At 68.6% G+C, this 20,469-nt stretch carries 18 protein-coding genes and 1 tRNA gene; 13 read left to right on the top strand and 6 right to left on the bottom strand.

What is annotated here, in order from left to right; genetic code table 11:
* The first annotated feature begins 34 nt into the window (after nt 1–34).
* The 7 genes from BLW00_RS00460 to pstB all read left to right on the top strand — a co-directional run bounded on the left by BLW00_RS00460 (nt 35) and on the right by pstB (nt 10,016).
* Complete coding sequence (locus BLW00_RS00460; protein WP_092547703.1) at nt 35–2,251, top strand: glycosyl hydrolase family 8; 2,217 nt, start codon at nt 35–37, stop codon at nt 2,249–2,251.
* A gap of 149 nt (nt 2,252–2,400) precedes the next feature.
* Complete coding sequence (locus BLW00_RS00465; RefSeq protein WP_092547706.1) at nt 2,401–4,581, top strand: RNA degradosome polyphosphate kinase; 2,181 nt, start codon at nt 2,401–2,403, stop codon at nt 4,579–4,581.
* The gene (locus BLW00_RS00470) at nt 4,578–5,507 is read left to right on the top strand and encodes an NUDIX hydrolase (protein WP_092547710.1); all 930 of its coding nucleotides are present in this window, start codon (nt 4,578–4,580) and stop codon (nt 5,505–5,507) included. Before BLW00_RS00465 ends, BLW00_RS00470 begins: the two co-directional genes overlap by 4 nt.
* A gap of 184 nt (nt 5,508–5,691) precedes the next feature.
* Entirely contained in the window at nt 5,692–6,819 is a 1,128-nt protein-coding gene (gene pstS / locus BLW00_RS00475; protein WP_092547713.1) for a phosphate ABC transporter substrate-binding protein PstS, read from the top strand.
* A gap of 144 nt (nt 6,820–6,963) precedes the next feature.
* Entirely contained in the window at nt 6,964–8,106 is a 1,143-nt protein-coding gene (pstC, locus tag BLW00_RS00480) for a phosphate ABC transporter permease subunit PstC (RefSeq protein ID WP_092547715.1), read from the top strand.
* The gene (gene pstA, locus BLW00_RS00485; protein ID WP_245741170.1) at nt 8,103–9,206 is read left to right on the top strand and encodes a phosphate ABC transporter permease PstA; all 1,104 of its coding nucleotides are present in this window, start codon (nt 8,103–8,105) and stop codon (nt 9,204–9,206) included. The genes pstC and pstA overlap by 4 nt, the downstream gene beginning before the upstream one ends.
* Before the next feature lie 30 nt (nt 9,207–9,236).
* Nucleotides 9,237–10,016, top strand: a complete 780-nt coding sequence (gene pstB / locus BLW00_RS00490) for a phosphate ABC transporter ATP-binding protein PstB (RefSeq protein ID WP_092547719.1) — start codon at nt 9,237–9,239, stop codon at nt 10,014–10,016.
* Nucleotides 10,017–10,097: 81 nt separating this feature from the next.
* On the opposite strand, the gene BLW00_RS00495 is transcribed toward pstB, so the two are convergent.
* From BLW00_RS00495 to BLW00_RS00505, 3 genes are all read right to left on the bottom strand, one after another.
* Nucleotides 10,098–10,964: an anti-sigma factor gene (locus BLW00_RS00495; RefSeq protein WP_092547721.1), complete on the bottom strand. Its 867-nt coding sequence runs from the start codon at nt 10,962–10,964 to the stop codon at nt 10,098–10,100.
* The gene (locus tag BLW00_RS00500; protein ID WP_407650936.1) at nt 10,961–11,548 is read right to left on the bottom strand and encodes a sigma-70 family RNA polymerase sigma factor; all 588 of its coding nucleotides are present in this window, start codon (nt 11,546–11,548) and stop codon (nt 10,961–10,963) included. Before BLW00_RS00500 ends, BLW00_RS00495 begins: the two co-directional genes overlap by 4 nt.
* A gap of 205 nt (nt 11,549–11,753) precedes the next feature.
* Nucleotides 11,754–12,383 carry a DNA-directed RNA polymerase subunit beta gene (locus tag BLW00_RS00505; protein WP_092547727.1) on the bottom strand — a complete coding sequence of 210 codons (630 nt, stop codon included), beginning with the start codon at nt 12,381–12,383 and terminating at the stop codon, nt 11,754–11,756.
* Nucleotides 12,384–12,518: 135 nt separating this feature from the next.
* Here BLW00_RS00505 and BLW00_RS00510 point away from each other — a divergent pair.
* From BLW00_RS00510 to BLW00_RS24340, 6 genes are all read left to right on the top strand, one after another.
* Nucleotides 12,519–12,591: transfer RNA gene (locus BLW00_RS00510), tRNA-Lys, on the top strand.
* Between the two features lie 409 nt (nt 12,592–13,000).
* Nucleotides 13,001–14,620 carry an amidohydrolase family protein gene (locus BLW00_RS00515; protein ID WP_092547737.1) on the top strand — a complete coding sequence of 540 codons (1,620 nt, stop codon included), beginning with the start codon at nt 13,001–13,003 and terminating at the stop codon, nt 14,618–14,620.
* Nucleotides 14,617–15,387: a VOC family protein gene (locus BLW00_RS00520; RefSeq protein WP_092547739.1), complete on the top strand. Its 771-nt coding sequence runs from the start codon at nt 14,617–14,619 to the stop codon at nt 15,385–15,387. Before BLW00_RS00515 ends, BLW00_RS00520 begins: the two co-directional genes overlap by 4 nt.
* A gap of 122 nt (nt 15,388–15,509) precedes the next feature.
* Complete coding sequence (locus BLW00_RS00525) at nt 15,510–16,613, top strand: BMP family lipoprotein (protein WP_092547741.1); 1,104 nt, start codon at nt 15,510–15,512, stop codon at nt 16,611–16,613.
* A 100-nt stretch (nt 16,614–16,713) separates the two neighbouring features.
* Entirely contained in the window at nt 16,714–17,652 is a 939-nt protein-coding gene (locus BLW00_RS00530) for a nucleoside hydrolase (protein WP_217634260.1), read from the top strand.
* 118 nt (nt 17,653–17,770) lie between these two features.
* Nucleotides 17,771–17,944 (top strand): alcohol dehydrogenase catalytic domain-containing protein, encoded by a 174-nt coding sequence (locus BLW00_RS24340; RefSeq protein ID WP_092551732.1) that lies wholly within the window; start codon nt 17,771–17,773, stop codon nt 17,942–17,944.
* Between the two features lie 154 nt (nt 17,945–18,098).
* On the opposite strand, the gene BLW00_RS00540 is transcribed toward BLW00_RS24340, so the two are convergent.
* From BLW00_RS00540 to BLW00_RS00550, 3 genes are all read right to left on the bottom strand, one after another.
* Nucleotides 18,099–18,761, bottom strand: coding sequence for a TetR/AcrR family transcriptional regulator (locus tag BLW00_RS00540; RefSeq protein ID WP_092547746.1), 663 nt, complete (start codon nt 18,759–18,761; stop codon nt 18,099–18,101).
* Between the two features lie 83 nt (nt 18,762–18,844).
* Nucleotides 18,845–19,774 (bottom strand): DUF4436 family protein, encoded by a 930-nt coding sequence (locus BLW00_RS00545; RefSeq protein ID WP_139256562.1) that lies wholly within the window; start codon nt 19,772–19,774, stop codon nt 18,845–18,847.
* Nucleotides 19,771–20,430 carry an MSMEG_1061 family FMN-dependent PPOX-type flavoprotein gene (locus tag BLW00_RS00550; protein ID WP_092547751.1) on the bottom strand — a complete coding sequence of 220 codons (660 nt, stop codon included), beginning with the start codon at nt 20,428–20,430 and terminating at the stop codon, nt 19,771–19,773. Before BLW00_RS00550 ends, BLW00_RS00545 begins: the two co-directional genes overlap by 4 nt.
* Between the last annotated feature and the right edge of the window lie 39 nt (nt 20,431–20,469).

A 20,469-nucleotide genomic window follows, 5' to 3' on the forward strand; every position in this document is an offset into this window, starting at 1 on the left:
AACCACTCCCGTGCGGGAGCGATGGGAGTTCAGGATGCTCGCTCGGCTCAACCGGGGTGCGACGGTCGGCGCGATCGTCGTGCTGCTGACCGCCGTGCTCTCCCCGGTGATCGCCGCACCGGCCTCCGCCCACGAGGCCGCGACGGCGCCGACACCGACGTCGACGACGGAGGCCGGCCCGACGCGGCCGTTCGGGTCGCACCTCGTCGAGCTCGCCGCAGGAGCCGCGCTCCCGCCGGGCGGCGTCGCGGCCGCCGATGCGGACACGGCTGCCGCATACACCGCGTGGAAGGCGAAGTACGTCAAGGCCGGTTGCGGCACGGGTCGCTACTACGTCGACGCCTCCAGCTCCACCGGTTCGATGGTGGTGTCGGAGGGCCAGGGTTACGGCATGGTGGTCACCGCCTTGCTGGCCGGCCACGACCCGTCCGCCCGCGCCGTGTTCGACGGGCTCTTCCGCTACGTCGACGACCACCCGAGTGAGGTCGACCCCGAGCTCATGGCCTGGCACCAGAAGCCCGATTGCACGAGCATCCCGGGCGACGCCGGATCCGCCACCGACGGCGATCTCGACATCGCGTTCGCGCTGCTGCTCGCCGACACCCAGTGGGGCTCCGCCGGCGCGGTCGACTACGCCGCCGAGGCAGCGACGCTCATCGCCGCGATCGAGCGCAGCGAGTTCAACCCCAGCACGCACCTGCCCCTGCTCGGCGACTGGCCGGCCCCGGGCGACGGATACTGGTTCGCCACGCGCACCTCCGACCTCATGATCGACCACTTCCGCGCCTTCGGAGACGCCACCGGCGACCCGTTCTGGAGCGACGCGATCGCTGCGGCCGGATCGCTCATCACCACGATGCAGGCGACGCACGCGCCCGCCACCGGACTCCTGCCCGACTTCGTGGTCGGCACCGACACGGCGACGCCGGCACCGGCTCCCCCGCAGTTCCTCGAAGCGGCCACCGACGGCGACTTCTCCTGGAACGCCTGCCGCACGCCCTGGCGCCTTGCGTCTGCCGCGATGATCGCCGGCGATGCGGTGTCGCTGGCCGCAGCCGACCGGATGCGCGACTGGGTCGTGCAGGCGACCACGGGAGATCCGGCCGCCGTCCGCGCCGGCTACCGTCTCGACGGCACGCCTCTGGTCGCCTACGGCGACCAGGCCTTCCTGGCGCCGATGGCCGCTGTCGCAGCGCCCCACCTCGACCGCCAGGCCTGGGTCGATCGCGCCTGGAGCACGCTCCGCAGCGCGCCGAGCGGCGGCTACTACGCCGACTCGATCCGCCTGCAGGTGATGCTGCTCGTGTCGGGCAACTCCTGGCTGCCGTCGGCCGAGCCCGTGACCGGCGTCGACCGCATCGGCGGCGCGGACCGCTTCGCGGTGTCGGCCGCGGTCTCGGCGGCGAACTTCGCGCCTGCTACCGACACCGTCTACGTGGCCTCCGGCGAGGTCTTCCCCGACGCCCTCTCGGCGTCAGCAGCGGCGGGGGCTGCCGGCGGCCCGGTGCTTCTCGTGCTGAAGAACGGCATCCCGGCACCGGTCGCCGCCGAGCTCACCCGCCTCGGCCCGCAGCACATCGTCGTGCTCGGCGGGCCGAACACGGTGAGCGCCGCCGTCGTCGATGCACTGCGCGGGTATGCCGGCGACGTGCGGCGAATCGGTGGCGCCGACCGCTTCGCAGTCTCGGCGGCCGTGTCGGCCGACGCCTTCGACCCCGGGCTGGAGCGCGTCTACGTCGCGTCGGGCGAGGTCTTCCCCGACGCCCTCTCGGGCTCCGCCGCAGCCGGCCATGCGGGCGCGCCCGTGCTCCTGGTGGGCAAGGACGGCATCCCGCCCGCCATCGATGCGGAGCTCCGCCGACTCGACCCCGGGGGCATCGTGCTGCTGGGTGGCACGAATTCGGTGTCCGCGGCCACGGCGAGCGCGCTGGCCGCGTTCGGTCCGGTCACCCGGGTCACCGGGGCCGACCGCTACACGGTGGCCGCCGCGGTCTCCGCCCGGGCCTTCCCGGCGGCGGCCCACGGAACCGTCTTCGTCGCATCCGGCCAGACCTTCCCCGACGCCCTCTCCGGTGCCGCCGCGGCCATCGGCCGGGCCGCTCCGGTGCTCCTGGTCGCCCGCGACACCCTGCCGGGCTCCGTCGCCTCCGAGCTCGACCGGCTCGCCCCGCAGCGCATCGTGCTCCTCGGCGGCCCCGACTCGGTCTCCGGCGCCGTCGCGACCGCCCTCGCCACCCACCTCTCCCCCTGACAGCGCTCCTCGTGCGCGCCCACTCGTCCTACATCGGGCCACGTTCGCGAAAACTGCCCGATCTTGGACGAGTGGACACCATCGGAAGCGTCACGTGCCGTTTACGAAGCGCGCTGCCCGCGGTCACGCCTGGGTGACATGATGTTCTGATGGACGACGACATGATCTCGCTCGACGCCGGAGTCGTCACCGACTTCGACGACGACTACGACGAACTGGCCGTGACCACCGACGGTCCGCCGTTGCCCGAGGGCCGTTACCTCGACCGCGAGCTCAGCTGGCTGGCCTTCAACAACCGGGTGCTCGAACTCGCCGAAGATCCCTCGCTCCCGGTGCTCGAGCGGGCCAACTTCCTGGCCATCTTCGCCTCCAACCTCGACGAGTTCTTCATGGTGCGGGTCGCGGGGCTGAAGCGCCGCATCCTCACCGACCTCGCCGTTCCCACGAACGTCGGGCGCCGGCCGACGGATGTGCTCGAAGACATCTCCGTCAAAGCCCACGAACTGCAGGCCCGCCACTCCGCCGCCTGGCGGAACCTGGTGAGCCCCGCTCTCGCCGACGAGGGCATCCGCATCGTCGCCTACAGCGAACTCGACGAGGCCGACCGGGAGAACCTGCGCGAGATCTTCTCGCAGCAGATCTTCCCGGTGCTGATGCCGCTCGCGGTCGACCCCGCGCATCCCTTCCCCTACATCTCGGGCCTCTCGCTCAATCTCTCGGTGCGCGTGCGCAACTCCAAGACCGGCAAGGAGGAGTTCGCCCGGCTCAAGGTGCCGCAGGTGCTCAATCGCTTCATCCGGGTCGACCAGCGCGAGTCGGTGAACGAACTGCGGTTCATCCCGCTCGAAGACCTCATCGCCAACCACCTGGGCGACCTCTTCCCGGGCATGGAGGTCGTGGAGCACCACGTGTTCCGCGTCACCCGCAACGAAGACGTCGAGGTGGAGGAAGACGAGACCGAGAACCTGCTGCAGGCGCTCGAGAAGGAGCTGCTGCGCCGCCGCTTCGGGCCGCCGATCCGGCTGGAGATCACCGACGACATGGATGCCGTGACCCTCGAGTTGCTGGTGCGCGAGCTCGACATCACCGAGCAGGAGGTCTACCGGCTGCCGTGGCCGCTCGACCTCGGCGGCCTGTTCGACCTCACCCGCATCCCGCGTCCCGACCTGAAGTACCCGAAGCACGTGCCCACCACCTCGGTGGCGCTGCTGCCGCCCGAGCCGAACGCCAAGCCCGACATCTTCAAGGCGATCTCGCGCGGCGACATCCTGCTGCACCACCCCTACGAATCGTTCGCCACCAGTGTCCAGGCCTTTCTCGAGCAGGCCGCGGCCGATCCGCACGTGCTGGCCATCAAGCAGACGCTCTACCGCACGAGCGGTGACAGCCCCATCGTCGAGGCCCTGATCGATGCCGCCGAAGCGGGCAAGCAGGTGCTCGCCCTGGTGGAGATCAAGGCCCGCTTCGACGAGCAGGCGAACATCTCCTGGGCGCGCAAGCTCGAGAAGGCCGGCGTGCACGTGGTCTACGGGCTGGTGGGCCTCAAGACCCACTGCAAGCTCGCCCTCGTCATCCGCCAGGAGAAGGGGCGGCTGAAGAGCTACAGCCACATCGGCACCGGCAACTACAACCCCAAGACCTCGCGCATCTACGAAGACCTGGGCCTCCTGACGGCCGACGACCAGGTGGGCAAAGACCTCACCCGGCTCTTCAACGAGCTCTCCGGCTACGCCATCGAGAAGAAGTTCAAGCGCCTGCTGGTGGCTCCGCTGCACCTGCGCAAGGGTCTGCTGAAGCGCATCGCCGACGAGGCCGAGAACGCCCGCAAGGGTCTCCCCTCCGGCATCCGCATCAAGCTGAACTCGATCGTCGACGAGGCGATCATCGACGGCCTCTACCGGGCCAGTCAGGCCGGCGTGCCGATCGACATCTGGGTGCGCGGCATCTGCTCCCTGAAACCGGGGCAGGAGGGGCTCTCCGAGACCATCCGTGTGCGCTCCATCCTCGGTCGCTACCTGGAGCACTCGCGCATCTTCTCCTTCCACAACAACGGCGACCCGCAGGTGTTCATCGGATCGGCCGACATGATGCACCGCAACCTCGACCGCCGTGTCGAGGCACTGGTGCGGCTGGTCGACCCCGATCATCTGCGCGAGATCGACGGCCTGTTCGAGCTCGCGATGTCCGACGCGGTCACCTCCTGGGCTCTCGACGAGGCCGGCGACTGGATCCGCAGCGTCGTCGACGCCGAGGGCGTGCACCTGATCGACCTGCAGGACGAGCTGATGCAGCAGATCAGCCGCCGCAAGCGACCGGGCACCACGCGGTGACCGTCTTCGCAGCCGGCGCCGTCTGCTGGCGGTTCGTCGACGGCAAGGTGAACGTGCTGGTCATCCACCGCACGGCGCACCGTGACATCTCCCTGCCCAAGGGCAAGGTCGACCCGGGTGAGACGCTGCCCGAGACGGCCGTGCGCGAGATCGCCGAGGAGACCGGTCTGGCCGTGACGCTCGGCGTGCCGCTCGGCGTCACGAACTACACCATGCCCAACGGCCGCGAGAAGGTGGTGCACTACTGGGCCGCCGAGGCGACCGACGGCGCCATCCTCGCCTCCACCTTCCTGCCCAACGGCGAAGTGGCCGCGCTCGAGTGGTTGCCCGTCAAGAAGGCTCTGGCCGCCCTCAGCTACGAACGCGACGCCGAGATCGTGGAACGCTTCCGGATGCTCGTCGACGAAGGCGTCACCCGCACCTTCGCGATCATCGCGCTCCGCCATGCCAAAGCCACGCCGCCCTACCAGTTCGTCGGCCCTGACGCCGATCGGCCCCTCACCGAGCGCGGCCGCGGCGAAGCGCGGTCGATCGTGCCGAGCGTCACCGCGTTCGGGCCGGAGAAGCTCTACAGCAGCACGGCCCGACGCTGCCGCCAGACCCTCGAACCACTCTCGAAGTCGCTGGCGCTCCCGGTGAAGACGACGGATGCGATCAGCCAGGATGCCTACGAGAGCGGCGAGAGCGCGGTGCGCGAGATGATGGGCAAGCGCGTGCGCAAACGCGTCACCTCGGTGGTCTGCAGTCACGGACCGGTGCTTCCCGACATCGTGCGGGAGGTCGCTCTGGCCACCGGCACCGCTCCGGCGGCCACCGTCTCCCGGGCCGGTGACCTGCCCGTCGCCGGTTTCTCGGTTCTTCACCTTTCGGTCGATCGACCCGGCTCCGGGATCATCGCGATCGAGACCCACGTACCGAACCCGTGACCTTCCACAGTTCGTCGATCGACGGGCTCCGTTAACCTTCCGTTCATCTTGGTGCGGGTCACTCGTTAAACGTCGCGCTTAGTGTCTCAGTCGGGTCAGCACCGACCCCAACCGTGCGCGCCTGTATCGAAGACTCGAATTTCACTGCGGCCGCAGCGGAGAAACCCAATTCGAAGGGAACACAGTGAAGCTCAAGAACGTGGCAGCGGTGGGCAGCCTCGCCCTCGTGACCGCCCTGGCGCTTTCGGCCTGCGCAAGCGGCAGCGGCAGCAGCGAGACTCCGGCCGCTTCGGCGACTCCGACCACCGCGGCGGTCGACAGCACGCTCACCGGCACCATCACCGCCGGCGGTTCCAGCGCCCAGGCGAACGCCCAGGCAGCTTGGACTTCGGCCTTCACCGCGCAGGCGAAGGGCGTCACCATCAACTACGACAAGTCGCAGGGCTCGGGCGGCGGCGTCACCAACTGGCTCGCCGGCAGCTACGACTTCGCGGGCTCCGACTCGCCCCTCAAGGAGGACCAGGCGGCTACCGCGCAGACCCTCTGCGGCCCCGGTGGTGGCATCAACCTCCCGATCTACCTCGACGGTGTCGCGGTCATCTACAACCTCCCGGGTGTCAAGGAGCTGAACCTCTCCTCGGCCACGATCGCGAAGATCTTCTCGCTCCAGATCACCACCTGGAACGACCCGGCCATCGCCGCCGAGAACCCCGACGCGACCCTTCCGGCCACGCAGATCACCACGGTGACCCGTTCGGACGGCTCCGGCACCACGACCAACTTCACCAACTACCTGAGCCAGACGCAGCCGTCGATCTGGACCAACCCGCCGAGCAACGCCTGGCCGATCGCCGGCTCGAGCGCTCAGCAGGGCGGTTCGGGTGTCGTCAACACCGTCAAGGCCGGCGAGGGCACCATCGGCTACGCCGACCACAGCGCCATCGGCGAGCTGTCCTCGGCCAACATCCAGGTCGGCACCGGCACCGACTTCGTTCCCTTCTCGGCCGAGGGCGCCTCGAACGCCTTCACCGAGGCAGCCGCCACAGTGGACACCGGTGTCGAGGGCGACCTCGCTCAGAAGATCGACTACACGAAGATCACCGACGCCGACGCCTACCCGATCCCGCTGATCTCCTACGCGATCCTCTGCACCACGTTCCCCGACGAGGCTCAGTCGACGCTCACCAAGGCCTACATCTCGTTCATCGCGAGCGAGGTCGGCCAGGAAGTCGCCGCAAAGAACGCCGGCTCCGCACCGATCCCGGCCGACATGCTGTCGCAGATCGCCACGAGCCTCGAGCTCGTCAAGTAACACCCCCTGAATAAAAACCGGTTGCCGTCTGGCTCGTCTACGCCAATACCCTTGAGAAAGAGTGCAGTGAGCGAAAACACAGCTGTCCGATCCGCTACGAGGAAACCCGGCGGAGACGACCAGACGGCGACCGGTAAGGAAACCATGAGCGAACCCGGCTCCCGCGGCCCCCAGCGGTCCACCAAAGGCGTTCGCGCCAAGTCGCGGCCCGCCGACCGCATCTTCCTCGGCCTGAGCACCGGCTCCGCCGCCTCGATCATGGTGATCCTGGCCGGTGTCGCGCTGTTCCTCATCATCCAGGCCGTTCCGGCCATCATGGCCGACTGGCAGACGAACCCTGATCTGACCAGCGGCCCCACCGGCGGCTACGCCAACTTCTGGACCTACGTCGGCCCCCTCATCTGGGGAACGCTGTTCGCCTCCGCGATCGCCTTGGTCGTCGGCGCCCCGATCGCCATCGGCATCGCGCTGTTCATCTCGCACTACGCGCCGCGTCGCCTCGCCGGCATCCTCGGCTACCTGGTCGACCTGCTGGCTGCAGTGCCCTCCATCGTCTTCGGCCTCTGGGGCATCATCGTCATCCGCCCCTTCCTGCTGCCGCTGTCCGACTGGCTCAACACCTACCTCGGCTGGATCCCGCTCTTCGGCGGTCAGGTCTCCACCACCGGATCGACCATCCTCGCCGGCGCGGTCGTGCTGGCCGTCATGATCCTGCCGATCATCACCTCGATCTCCCGCGAGATCTTCCTGCAGACCCCGCGCCTGCACGAAGAGGCGGCGTTGGCGCTCGGCGCCACCAAGTGGGAGATGATCAAGATGGCCGTCTTCCCCTACGGCCGCTCCGGCGTCATCAGCGCCACCCTGCTCGGCCTCGGCCGGGCCCTCGGCGAGACGATGGCGATCGCGCTGATCATCTCGCCCGCCATCCTGGTGTCGGTACGGATGCTCACCGAGGGTGAGAACTCGCAGACCATCGCCGCGAACATCGCCCTCAACTTCCCGATCGCCACCACGCTCCAGCGTGAGGCGCTGATCGGCACCGGCCTGCTGCTGTTCGTGATCTCGCTGGCCGTCAACATGGTGGCCCGGATCATCGCCGGCCGTGCCGGCAAGGGCGCGCTCCGCAAGCGCAAGAAGATGCTGGCCCAGCTGCCGCCGAGCGACCCGAGCACGGTGCTCGCCGTCGATGACGTGCTGGCCCGCAAGTCCCCCGCGGTGCACACCGAGGGGGCCGACGACCCCGAACCCGAGATCGACCGGGAAGAGCGAGAGGGAAAAGACGCGTGAGCGCCACCATCAGCCCCAGCCGGCAGCCCTCTGGGCGCATCGCGAACTCCCTGACCTCCGGTCAGCTGCCCCGCTTCATCGAGTGGTACATGCTCGCCGGATCGCTGGCGCTCAGCGCGGTGATCCTGCTGCTCATGGGCTTCAACGTGGCCGGCTGGCTCGTGCTGGCCGCCGTGATCTACCTGATCGGCCTCGGCATCCTGTCCTCCGCGGTGGAGAACCGCCGCAAGGCGACTGACCGCGTCGTGCGCGGACTGGTCACGGTCGCGTTCCTGCTCGCGCTGGCTCCCCTCATCTCCACGCTCATCACCGTGGTGGCGAACGGCATCGGGTCGATCAACTGGGACTTCGTGACCCAGACCTCCCAGTCGGTCTTCGACCCCGACACCCTCGAGGTGACCACGAAGGTCGGCGCCTGGCAGGCCATCGTCGGCACGCTCATCATCACCGGCATCGCCGCCCTCATCTCGATCCCGATCGGCATCCTGACCTCGATCTACCTGGTCGAATACGCACAGCCGAAGCACTGGATGGCGCGTACCGTGACCTTCCTGGTCGACGTGATGACGGGCATCCCCTCGATCGTCGCCGGTCTGTTCGCGTTCTCGCTGTTCTCCCTCATCGTCGGGCCGAAGGCCTTCAGCGGCTTCTCCGCATCGATCGCCCTGTCGGTGCTGATGATCCCGATCGTCGTCCGCTCCTGCGAGGAGATGTTGCGGCTCGTGCCGATGGACTTGCGCGAGGCCTCCTACGCCCTCGGAGTCTCGAAGTTCTCCACCATCACGAAGATCGTGCTGCCGACGGCCATCGCCGGCATCGTGACAGGTGTCATGCTCGCCATCGCCCGAGTCATCGGCGAGACCGCGCCGATCTTTATGGCCGCGAGCTTCACCGACAACTTCAACGCGAACCCCTTCGACGGCCCGATGCAGACCCTCCCCGTGATGGCGTACACCGGCTACAAGTTCCCGGGCCAGGACATCGCCGCCTCGAACGCTTCGGCCTGGGGCGCGGCGCTCCTGCTCGTGATCCTCGTCGTCATCCTCAACCTCATCGCCCGTGTCGTCGCCAAGGTCTTCGCGCCCAAGGGCTCGCGGTAACCCGAACCACCAACCGAAAAAGGAACTGTCGTGTCCAAGCGCATCGAAGTCAACGACCTCAACGTCTACTACGGTGACTTCCTCGCCGTCGAAGGCGTCAACATCAACATCGAGCCCCGCACCGTGACCGCGTTCATCGGTCCATCGGGATGCGGGAAGTCGACCTTCCTGCGCACGCTCAACCGCATGCACGAAGTCATCCCCGGCGCCTACGTCAAGGGTGAAGTGATGATCGACGGCAACGACCTCTACGGCCCCGGCGTCGACCCGGTGCTCGTGCGCCGGCAGGTCGGCATGGTGTTCCAGCGGGCGAACCCGTTCCCCACGATGTCGATCCGCGACAACGTGCTGGCCGGCGTGCGCCTCAACAACAAGCGCCTGTCGAAGTCGGACGGCGACGACCTGGTGGAGAAGTCGCTGAAGGGCGCGAACCTCTGGGAAGAGGTGAAGGACCGCCTGAACCTCCCCGGCTCGGGCCTCTCGGGTGGTCAGCAGCAGCGTCTGTGCATCGCCCGCGCCATCGCGGTCTCCCCCGACGTGCTGCTGATGGACGAGCCGTGCTCCGCCCTCGACCCGATCTCCACCCTCGCCATCGAAGACCTGATCGAGGAGCTCAAGCAGGAGTACACGATCGTGATCGTGACCCACAACATGCAGCAGGCGTCGCGCGTCTCCGACAAGACCGCGTTCTTCAACATCGCGGGCACCGGCAAGCCGGGCAAGCTCATCGAGTTCGACGAGACCACGACGATCTTCAGCAACCCCACGGTGCAGGCCACCGAAGACTACGTCTCCGGCCGTTTCGGGTAGCCCCTCCCCTCCTCGCGAGACGCCAAAAAACGCCCCAAAAGCCTGCGCTTCAGGGCGTTTTTTGGCGTCTCGGGGGCGGAGTCATGCGGTCTGGCCCACGATGATGGGGTCGGTGGTGGGGGTCGTGGAGCCGCCGGCCGGTTCGACCGTGACGCCGATGGCGTCGCCGGGGTTCATGGCTCCCGCGAGCACGTGCCACGACGTGCCCTCCCCCGACGCCGTGAAGGTTCCCGCCGGAGCGGCGCCCTCCGCGTCGATGTACCAGGCCTCGTAGACCTTGCCGTCGGGCAGGGGCGTGAGCCCGTCGACCACGATCGCCGAACGGCCGAGGGTGTTCGACCACACCAGCGTGGCGGTTCCGCCGCCCTCGACGGGAACCGTCGAGCGCTGGGAGTCTTCGGCGGCCGTGATCTCGGCGAGTCCCGCGGCCGAGGCATCCGTCACCGAGGATGTCCCGAAGCCGCCGCTGACGGCCGTGCCGACCACACCGCCGCCGACGAACAGGGCAGCCGCGGCGGCGATGCCGGCAACGAGGGTTGCGGGGCGTGCGAACCAGCGGGAGCGGGCGCGGGATTCGGCGCGGGGCGCTGTGGAAGCGGTGCGAGCATCCGGAGCCGGCGTCTCGACCGGGGTCGGCGCAGCCGGAGCTGCACTCTCGGGCTCGGCCGACGCATCCGGCACCGCCGCCACCGGCTCCTGCCGGGGAAGCTGCGCGGTCGTGGCGAGCTTCGCCATCAGCTCGGCCTTCATGCGCTCGGAGGGCGTCACCGGCGTGATGGCGAGGCCGAGGAGCCCAGCCGTCTCGACGAGGCCGTCGGTCTCCTCGCGAAGGCTCTCCGACGCATCCGTGGCCCGTTCGAAGGCCTCGGCCTCGTCGGGAGAGACCGCGTCGAGGGAGTAGGCACCCGTCGACAGACGCGGATCGTCGTCGTCATGGCGGTCGTTCACGAGGTCACCCCCAATTCGTCTCGAAGTCGGATCATGCCGTCGCGGAGTCTCGTCTTCACGGTACCCACTGGAATGGAGAGGATGCCCGCGATCTCGGAATGGCTGTAGCCGCCGTAGTACGCGAGGGAGATCGCCTCGCGTTGCAGCGCCGTCAACTGCGCCATGGCTCTCTTCACCCTCTCGTGTTCGATGCGGATCTCGACGGTCTCGCTGACCTCGTCGTAGTCGGGTTCGATGTCGCGCAGCCCGATGCGTTCATCGCGATCGTGGCCGGATTGCGAGGAACGCACCCGGTCGACGGCCCGGCGGTGCGACATCGTGAGGATCCACGACATCGCGCTGCCCCGCTGCGACTCGAACCGTGAGGCGGTGCGCCAGATCTCGAGAAAGACCTCCTGCGCCACTTCTTCGGATTGCGCGTGATCGACCAGCACGCGCTTCACGAGTCCCAACACGCGCGGTGCCGTGCGGTCGTAGAGCTCGGAGAAGGCTTCTCGGTCTCCTCGCGAGATGAGGTCGAGCAGTCGTTCGAAGGTCACAGCGGTCTCGGAATTCCCCGCGTCCGACCCTCTGTCGGTGGTCACGAGTTCAAGCATGGCAGGACACGCTCGCAATCGGACTCGGGGGCTGAACGTCGGATCGGGTTCACGATCGGTATTCGGAGCAGCAGAACGAGTGGATTGGAGAAGAAGAGCCGGGTCGCGGAACGCCTCTCGGCGAGAGGCCGCTCGTAGCGGCGAATATTGGAGCCCGGGGTTACCGCGACCCGACCCGGTCTAGTTTACGCAATCAGTCGAGGTTGTCGCTGCGCCAGAGACCGGCCGATTGCGTGAGATCCGCTCCGATGGTCTCGAAACGGAGGGCACGGGTGGTGAGGGTCGACGCCGTCTCAGGGGCGCCGATCTCCGCGTCGTCGGCGATGCTGGCGCATCCCTGGGCCATGATGCGGCAGAACGCGGAGGCGCGATCGAGAGCGATCGCAAAATCTCCTGTGAAGAGGCCGCGCAGGATCTGATCGGCGAGTTCGGTGATCTCCCGTGGTCCGGTGGGCGACTCGGCGCCGGCCACCACCGGGTCGATGCTCGGGATGACCTCGGTGCCGCGCTCGAAGAAGTAGGCGGTCTGCTCCGGATTCTGCCGGATGAGGGCACGCAGCAGATAGATGCGCCACAGGCTGCCGGGCAGCGTGCGCGGGTTCGCTCGGGCCCACAGCTCGGCGATGGCATCGATCCCGTGGTCGTCGGTGAACGTGAGCAGCCGGTCGATCACCTCGGGGTGCGGGTCTTCTCGAACGCGGTTGAGCAGCGCGCCCGCGGTCTCATGGGCCACCCGGTTGATGTGCGCGGGATCCTCGCCGCCCTGGAACGCTTCGAAGGCCGAGCCGTCGAAGAGTGCCGGCTTGTGGAAATCGTTGCTCATGCCACCCCATCCTGCCCCGTCGGGGCCGTCTGACTCCTCAACGCTACGCGCCCGCCTCCCTTACCGCTGGCGGTCACGCGCAGAGCGAACGTACCCGCACTCGGGCGGGCCCGTTTAGCGATAGATTGGTGGGGAGGGCCTGTAGCTCAGTTGGCAGAGCATCGGACTTTTAATCCGCGGGTCGAGGGTTCGAGCCCCTCCGGGCCCACTCCTATCGCGTCACGCGGATGTTCGGAGTCTGAAACATCGGCGTCACACACTTCGCGTAGCGTCGTCGTCATGAGGTTGTCGCACGAATCCAGTGGCTTTTGCCAGTGGTTCTGCCTGCGCCGCCAGAGCGGCCACCACAACACCTCTGTCTTCTCCTTCAACTCGTAGTCGCGCCCCGCGCCAGGGGACGAGTCTGCCCGCTCCCGCGTGAACAACTGCGCGGTTGAGCGCCTCGGTCTCTCACTCGTCGTCACGGCTCTTCTCGTTCGCCACCGCGCGGTTCCGCGGGCCATCACGCCCTGTTCCGCCCCGACGTGGGCCGCGGCATCCGCGTTCCTCCGGCGACCTCTCCGCGCCGGCCTCCCGCGCTTCGGCGCGCCCTCGAACCCCTCTACAGAAAGACCCTCGTGGCCACTGAATGGCAGAACGCCCTCGTCATCGCGATGGACGACGCCCACGGCGCGGTGCCGTTCCGCGCCGACGTGCTCGTCGACCGCGACCGGTTCGTGTCGGTGCGCCCGGCCGGCGAGCGGGCGGCAACACCCGACACGGCCGGGGAGCATTCGACGCACGCCGACGTCTCCGTCGTCGACGCGACCGACCTCCTGCTCATCCCGGGCCTGGTCAACGCGCACACCCACTCGTGGGAGATCCTCTTCCGCGGAACGAGCGACCGCGTGCCGCTCGAAGTGTGGACCCTGCTGAGCTACCCACCCGCCGGTGTCGCCCCGCTTCCGCCCCGCCTGGTCTACCTGCGCACGATGGTCGCCGCGATCGAGTCCCTGCTCGGCGGCGTCACCACCGTGCTCGACGACATCGGCGAACTGCCTCGCCAGACACTCGAGACCATCGGCCCGGTGTTCGCCGCCTACGACGACGCCGGGCTCCGCGCCACCTGCACCGGCACGGTCGTCGACGTGCCCATGGCCGACCGTCTGCCGTTCGCCGAGGAGGTGCTGCCCGCCGAGATGCGAGTCGCGAGTCGCGAGTCGATGCCGGCGCCTGAGGTGGTTCAGCGCGACTACTTCGCGTTCTCCGAAGCTGCACGAGAACTGGCCGCGCGTCATGCGGGGGGCACCGGCCGCATCCGGTACGCCGTCGCCCCCAGCGCACCGCAGCGCGCCACCGACGGACTGCTGCGCCGCGCCGCCGCCGTCGCCCGCGAGAACGGGGAGGTGCTGCACCTGCACCTACTCGAGACGAAACTGCAGGCCGAGCTCGCGCGCACCCGCTACGACGGCCGCACGATCGTGCAGCACCTCGACGACCTCGGCATCCTCGGCGAAAACGTGACCCTCGCCCACGGCATCTGGCTGACCACGGGCGACCTCGACCTGCTCGCACAGTCGGGTGCGACGATCGTGCACAACCCGCTGTCGAACCTCAAGCTCGGTTCCGGCATCCTGCCGTGGCGAGCCCTGCACGACGCGGGCGTGCGCGTGGCGCTCGGGTCGGACGGCGCGTCGAGCAACGACTCGCTGCGCATGCTCGAGGTCGTGAAAGTGGCGGCTCTGCTGCACACGCTCACCGATCCCGACTACGACGAATGGCCCCGGGTCGGCGAGGTGCTGCAGGCCGCGACGGTCGCTGGTGCGCGAGCGGCCGGCTGGGCGGGCGCCACCGGATGCATCGCACCCGGCCTGAAGGCCGACTTCGTCGTCTTCGACCTCACGAAGACGACGAACTTCACGCCGCTCAACGATGCCGCCCGCCAGCTCGTCTTCTCCGAAGACGGCCGCTCGATCCGGCAGGTCTGGGTCGACGGCCGGCTCGTGGTCGACGACGGCCGATGCACCCTGATCGACGCCGACGCCCTGCTCGCCGAGTTCCGCGCCGAGGCCGCGCGCTACCTCGTCGACCTGCCCGAGTGGACGGCGTTCCGCGACGACATCGAGCCGTTCGTGCGCGAGTCCTACCGGCGCACCTGGGCTGTCGACCCGTCGCCGCTGCCCCAGGCGGCCCGCGTCTCCTCCCCGCGTTCTACGACCCCCGCTGCCCGCCCCACCGGCCGAGAGGACACCCCATGAGACTCGACGACATCTGCCTCGTCAACGCCGACGTCACCGCCAGCGACGACTTCTACCGCGAGGGCGTCGGCCTCGAACGGCGCATGCGCAACGTGCGGTTCGCTGACTTCGTGATCGGCACCGGGCCGCGCCTGGCCATGTGGCAGCGGCCGAGCATCGCCGAGACGGTCGGCCCGGGCTACCCCACGCAGCCGGGGCGGCCGTTCCGCGTCACCCTCGAGCTGCCGGATGCCACCGCCCTCGATTCGGCCGTCGCGCGCGTTCCGACTGCCGTGCGTCTCTCCCACGCCCGCGGCACCGGGTCACCCGCCTATGCCGTCACCGACCCCGACGGCTTCACGAGCGTGCTCACCACGTCGTCCACCGGCCGTCCGCGCATCGCCGAGATCGAGCTCGGCGTGAGCGACGTGGTGCGCACCTACGACTTCCTCGAGCGACTCGGCTTCGCACCCCTCGTCTCCGACGGCCGCCTCCATTTCGACGGCGGCAACGTCACCCTGACCATCGTCGACGCCGCCTCGCTCGAGGGCCCCGGCATCCGCACCACCGAGCTCGCCTCCTGGAACCACAACGGCGGGCACGTGATGCTCGCCATCGAACTCGACTCCGGCGACGCCGTCGACCGCCTCCACGCCGACCTCACAGCCCGCGGACTCGCCGACTCGGGCCCACCCGCGCTCTACGAGTGGGGTGCGCGCTCGGCCTACTTCGTCGATGCCGACGGCTACATCTGGGAGATCTACGCCTGGGTCGAGGACCCGAAGTGACCTCCCCACCCGCGCCTCGCCTGCGGCGAGCGCCCTCCATCGTTCCACCCCGCACCACGAGAACCACGAGCACCACCGCACTTCCTGGCACCATTCCGAATCCGACCGATCAAGGAGCATCCATGTCCCCCACCCCTTCCCCCCGCCTGCGGGCGGCACGTCGCCTGGCCGCCGCGAGCGCCCTCGCCCTCGTGGGCACCCTGGCCCTCGCCAGCTGCGCGAGCGCCCCGAGCGACGCGAGCACCGCATCGACGGATGCCGCGGCATCCGATTTCCTGCCCTGCATCGTCAGCGACCAGGGCGGCTTCGACGACCAGTCGTTCAACCAGCTCGGCCTCGAGGGCGTCACCGACGCCGCTGAGGCTCTGGGCACCGACCACATCGGCGTGCAATCCGAGACCGAGAGCGACTACGCGCCGAACATCGCGAGCCTCGTCGATCAGGGCTGCACCACGATCGTCACAATGGGCTATCTGCTCGCCGCCGCCACCAAGGATGCGGCGGCCGCGAATCCCGACATCCACTTCATCATGGTCGACGACAACACCATCACGGCCGACAACGTCAAGGGCGTGGTGTGGGACACCTCGCAGGCCGGCTTCCTCGTGGGCTACGCGGCCGCCGACTACACGACCACCGGCAAGGTGGGCACGTACGGCGGGGCGCAGATCCCGCCCGTGACCCTCTACATGGACGGATTCGCCCGCGGGGTCGAGTACCACAATGCTCAGAAGGGCACCGACGTGCAGGTGGTGGGCTGGAACCCCGACACCCAGGAGGGCCAGTTCACCGGCAACTTCAGCGACATCAATGCCGCGAAGGTGCTGTCGCAGGGCATCCTCGAACAGGGCGTCGACGTGATCGTGCCGGTCGGCGGGCCCATCTACAAGGGCGCCGCGCAGGCCATCCGCGAGTCGGCGAGTCCGGTCGTGCTGGTCGGCGTCGACACCGACATGTACGTCAGCGACCCCGACTACGACGACATCTGGTTCTCGTCGATCGCCCGTGACATGCCGAAGTCGATCTCCGAGGTCATCCAGGCCGCGGCGGCCGGCGACTTCTCGAACGAGGAGTACGTCGGAACCCTCGAGAACGGCGGCGTGCTGATGAGCCCGTTGCACGACTTCGAGTCGAAGGTGGCGCCCACTCTGCAGGGCGAGCTCGATGACATCCAGGCCGGCATCATCGCGGGTGACATCGCCATCGACACCCCCTCGGCCCCGTAACCCCACCCTCATCCACCTCCACCGAGACGTCACTTTCCGCGCCACGATGCTCCGGTATCCGCGGAAAGTGACGTCTCGGCATCCGACGAAAGGGCGCACCGTGCGCGACCTCATCTGCATCACCGACCCGGGGCAGGAGCAGGCCGTCGCGCTGCTCTCGATCTTCGCGTCGCCCGACGACTTCCGGGTGCTCGGCATCGTGGCGAGCGCGGGCAACACGACACTCGACAACACCGTCGAGAACGTGTTCAAAGTGCTCGAGCTGGCCGGCGTGACCGGCGTCCCGGTCTACAAGGGCGTGCCCCAGCCCCTCCTCCGTCCACTCGTCACGGCCGCCCATGTGCACGGCGACACCGGACTCGACGGCTACACCTTTGCACCCGTCCTGGGCCGGCCCGAAGCCGAGCCGGGCGTCGCAGCCATCATCCGGATGCTCCGCGCCGCGCCGCCGCGATCGGTGACCATCGCGCAGTTCTCCAGCATGACCACGCTCGCGGTGGCCCTCACGGAGGCGCCCGACATCGCCGGGCACATCGCCGAGATCGTGATGATGGCCGGGGCCTACTTCGAGGTCGGCAACATCACGCCGGCGGCGGAGTTCAACATCTACGTCGACCCGCACGCCGCCGCGATCGTACTCGGCAGCGGAGTGCCCATCGTGATGCTGCCGCTCGACGTGACCCACCAGCTGCGCAACACCCGGGCGCGCCTCGACGCGTTCTCGGCGATCGGCAACGAGTGCGGGCGGGCCGTCGACCAGCTGCTGACCTTCTCGGAGACCTTCGACCTCGACAAGTATGGGTGGGACGGCGCGCCCCTGCACGGTCCGGTGGTGCCGATGTACTTGCTGCACCCGGAGTTCTTCCACGGCCGTCTCGTCAACGCCCGGGTGGAGACCGGCAGCGAGCTGACGATGGGCATGCTCGTCGCCGACTACTGGCAGATCACCGACCTGCCGCGCAACGTCTTCTACTGCCGCGACGTCGACGCCGATCCGTTCTACGAGGAACTCACCGCCCGTATCGCGCGGCTCCGCTAGCCGCACGCCGCTGCGCGGTGGCTCGAGATCTGTCCGAATCCAGGTGATTCGCGGCCGGATGCGCGCGGCGTCCGTCGCCTGACGAGGGCGTCGCGGCCGTGCGCGCGGCTGCCACGCCATCGCCTTAGCCTTCGCCGAGCCGACCTGGCTCGCGACCTCGGAATCCGGCGGCGTCGACCGCACCCCGATCATCCCGTCGCACGAATTCGCCGGAGTGGTCTCCGAGGTCGGCGCCGACGTCGACGACCTGGCCGCCGGCGACTCCGCGGCCATACGAACTCCATCGGCGTGACCGAGACCTGCGCGGCGAGTGGCTGGAGGCCCTCGACGCGCCCGGCTCACTGCAGGAGCGGCTGCGTGCCCTGTTCGTGGCGACGTCCGACATCCAGGTCGCCTCATTGACCGGTTCCGGCACGGTCACCGGATGCCTCCGACCCTGCCGCCGCCTAGTCCGCTGTGCTGAGGTGCACCATCGCGTCGTAGAGCTGTTTCTCGCTCATCGGCGGCTCCGGGATCGCATGCGCCGCCTCGGCCCGGTAGGCGTCGAGCATGAGGAAGAGTTGTCGCCGCCACGCATTCGGCGCGGTGGTGCTCGTGGCGTCGATCATCCGGCCGTTCGACCAGATGAGGTTGACGATGTCGGCCAGGGTGATGTCGGCCCGCACCGCGCCGGCTTTCTGAGCCCGGGTGAGCACGTCGTCGATCTGCCGACACATCTCGTCGTGGATGCGCTCGGTCTCCTCGCTGCCGGGGAAGCGGCGGGAGAGGAAGTCGTTGAAACCTCGATCTCCGGCCTGGACGCGGAACAGATTCTCCAAGTAGGAGACGAACGCGCCCCACGGGTCATCGATCTGCAAAGCCTTCTCGGAGCCGTCGAGGAATTCCCGGACTCGTGGCTCCAGGGCGGCCAGAAGCAGATCCAGGCGCGTCGGGAAGTGGCGATACAGCGTTCCGATGGCCACATCGGCCTCGCGAGCGATCCTCTCCAAGGAGGCATCCACGCCTCGGGCGGCGAACTCGCGCTGGGCCGCGACGATGAGTCTGTGCCGGCGCTCCTGGGCGTCGCGGCGCCGCGGAACCCGCGTCCGTTCGATCTCGCTGGCACTCACCTATGCACTGTACCTCGGAAGCCGAGGACCCCCTCCGGTGCCCGCCCCGACCCCTTCACCGGCGTCACGGGCGGCACGTCCTGTCAGCTCGACTCCGGGGTGCGCGTCGCCGGCGTGCCCCAGCGCATCCAGGCCGCGACGTAGATGGCGAGACCCGTGATCAAGCCGACGATGACCCAGAGCACGATGAGGAAGTCGATCCACGACCCGATCGGCGGCGAGCCGGGCAGGAAGGTGCGCAACGGGATGGTCGCGAAGAGCATCGCGCCCATCCAGCTCATGAACGACGCCTCGACCTTGCGCTTGCCCCGGAACGCCGTGATGGCCACGAAGAGCACGAGTGTGGGCATCACCACCAGCAGCCCGAGCAGCAACACCCCGAACGCCAGCGTGCTCCCGGAACGGCTGGCGGTGAGATCGACCACGGGAATCGGCTCGGTCGTGCCGTCGTCGAGCGGAATGACGCCGACCTCGGGAACGACGGTGAGGAAGCCGGAGAGATTCCAGCCCGGCACACCGCCGGCGATCTGCACGTGGGTCGGCAACAGCTTCTTCGCACCGTCCACGGTGATGAAGGCGACCACAGCGAATTGGGTGTGATAGCGGTCGAGCGGCCAGTCCTCGATCGTTCCCTCGCTGAAGATCGACATGGTACTCGTGGGCGGGATGGTGCCCTTGGCGATGTCGATCGTCTGGTCTCCGTCGACGGGAGTGATGATGACCCCGAGATCGTCGCTGACCGTCGGTCCGCCGTCCTCCAGCAAGTGGTCGGGTGCGTTGACCGCCGTCTTCATCACGATGAGCTCGCCGACGCCGTTCACGGCACTCGGCTGCATGAGAACGGTCACGGCGTCGAGGTCGCCGGGTTCCGCTTCGATCGTCGTGTCCCGGCCGCTCCGGGCGTAGAGCAGCACCACCACCACGTACAGCAGCACGGCGACCGCGACGAACACCGGCACCACCCAGCGCCGACGGCGACGCGTCGGTTCCGGCATCCGTTGCTCAGCACTCACACCTCCGAGCTTATCGGCGCACCGCTCTCGTAGATCGACTCGGCGTAGCGCGGGCCGTAGTACTCCTCGAGCACCTCGATCGAGTCATCCGGCCGCTCGAGCGCCTGCGCGATCCGTGCGCGCGATGGGGCGACGGATGCGTCCCACGACTCCGGCTCCCACGCCGCCGACCGCAGGAACGCCTTCGAGCAGTGGTAGTAGACCTCCTTCACGTCGACCACGAGCGCGAGCTGCGGTCGATGCCCCTTCACGACGAGGTCGTCGAAGAACGGCTCGTCGACCGCGATCCGCGCCCGCCCGTTGATGCGCAGCGTGTCGCCGCGCCCGGGGATGAGGAAGATCAGCCCCGCGTGCGGGTTGTCGATCACGTTGTGGAGACTGTCGGCACGGCGGTTGCCCGGCCGCTCCGGGAGCACGACGGTGGTGTCGTCGAGCACGTGGGCAAGCCCGGCCGGGTCGCCCTTCGGCGACACGTCGCAGCGACCGGATGCGTCGGAGGTCGCCACGAAGCACAGCGGCGATCCGGCCAGCCACACCCTGTCGATCTCGTCGAGCCGCGAGCGCGCCTTGTTGCGCACCCGCTCGACGGGCCGGCCGAGGAGCGCCTGCAAGGCATCGTGCGTGGCGATCGGTGAGGATGTGAGTTCGTAGGGCATGAGACCTCCTGCCCTACGATCCTCGCACGCGCAGCGCGG

Origin of the sequence: Herbiconiux ginsengi, from assembly GCF_900107435.1 — a bacterium.
Lineage (GTDB): Bacteria > Actinomycetota > Actinomycetes > Actinomycetales > Microbacteriaceae > Herbiconiux > Herbiconiux ginsengi.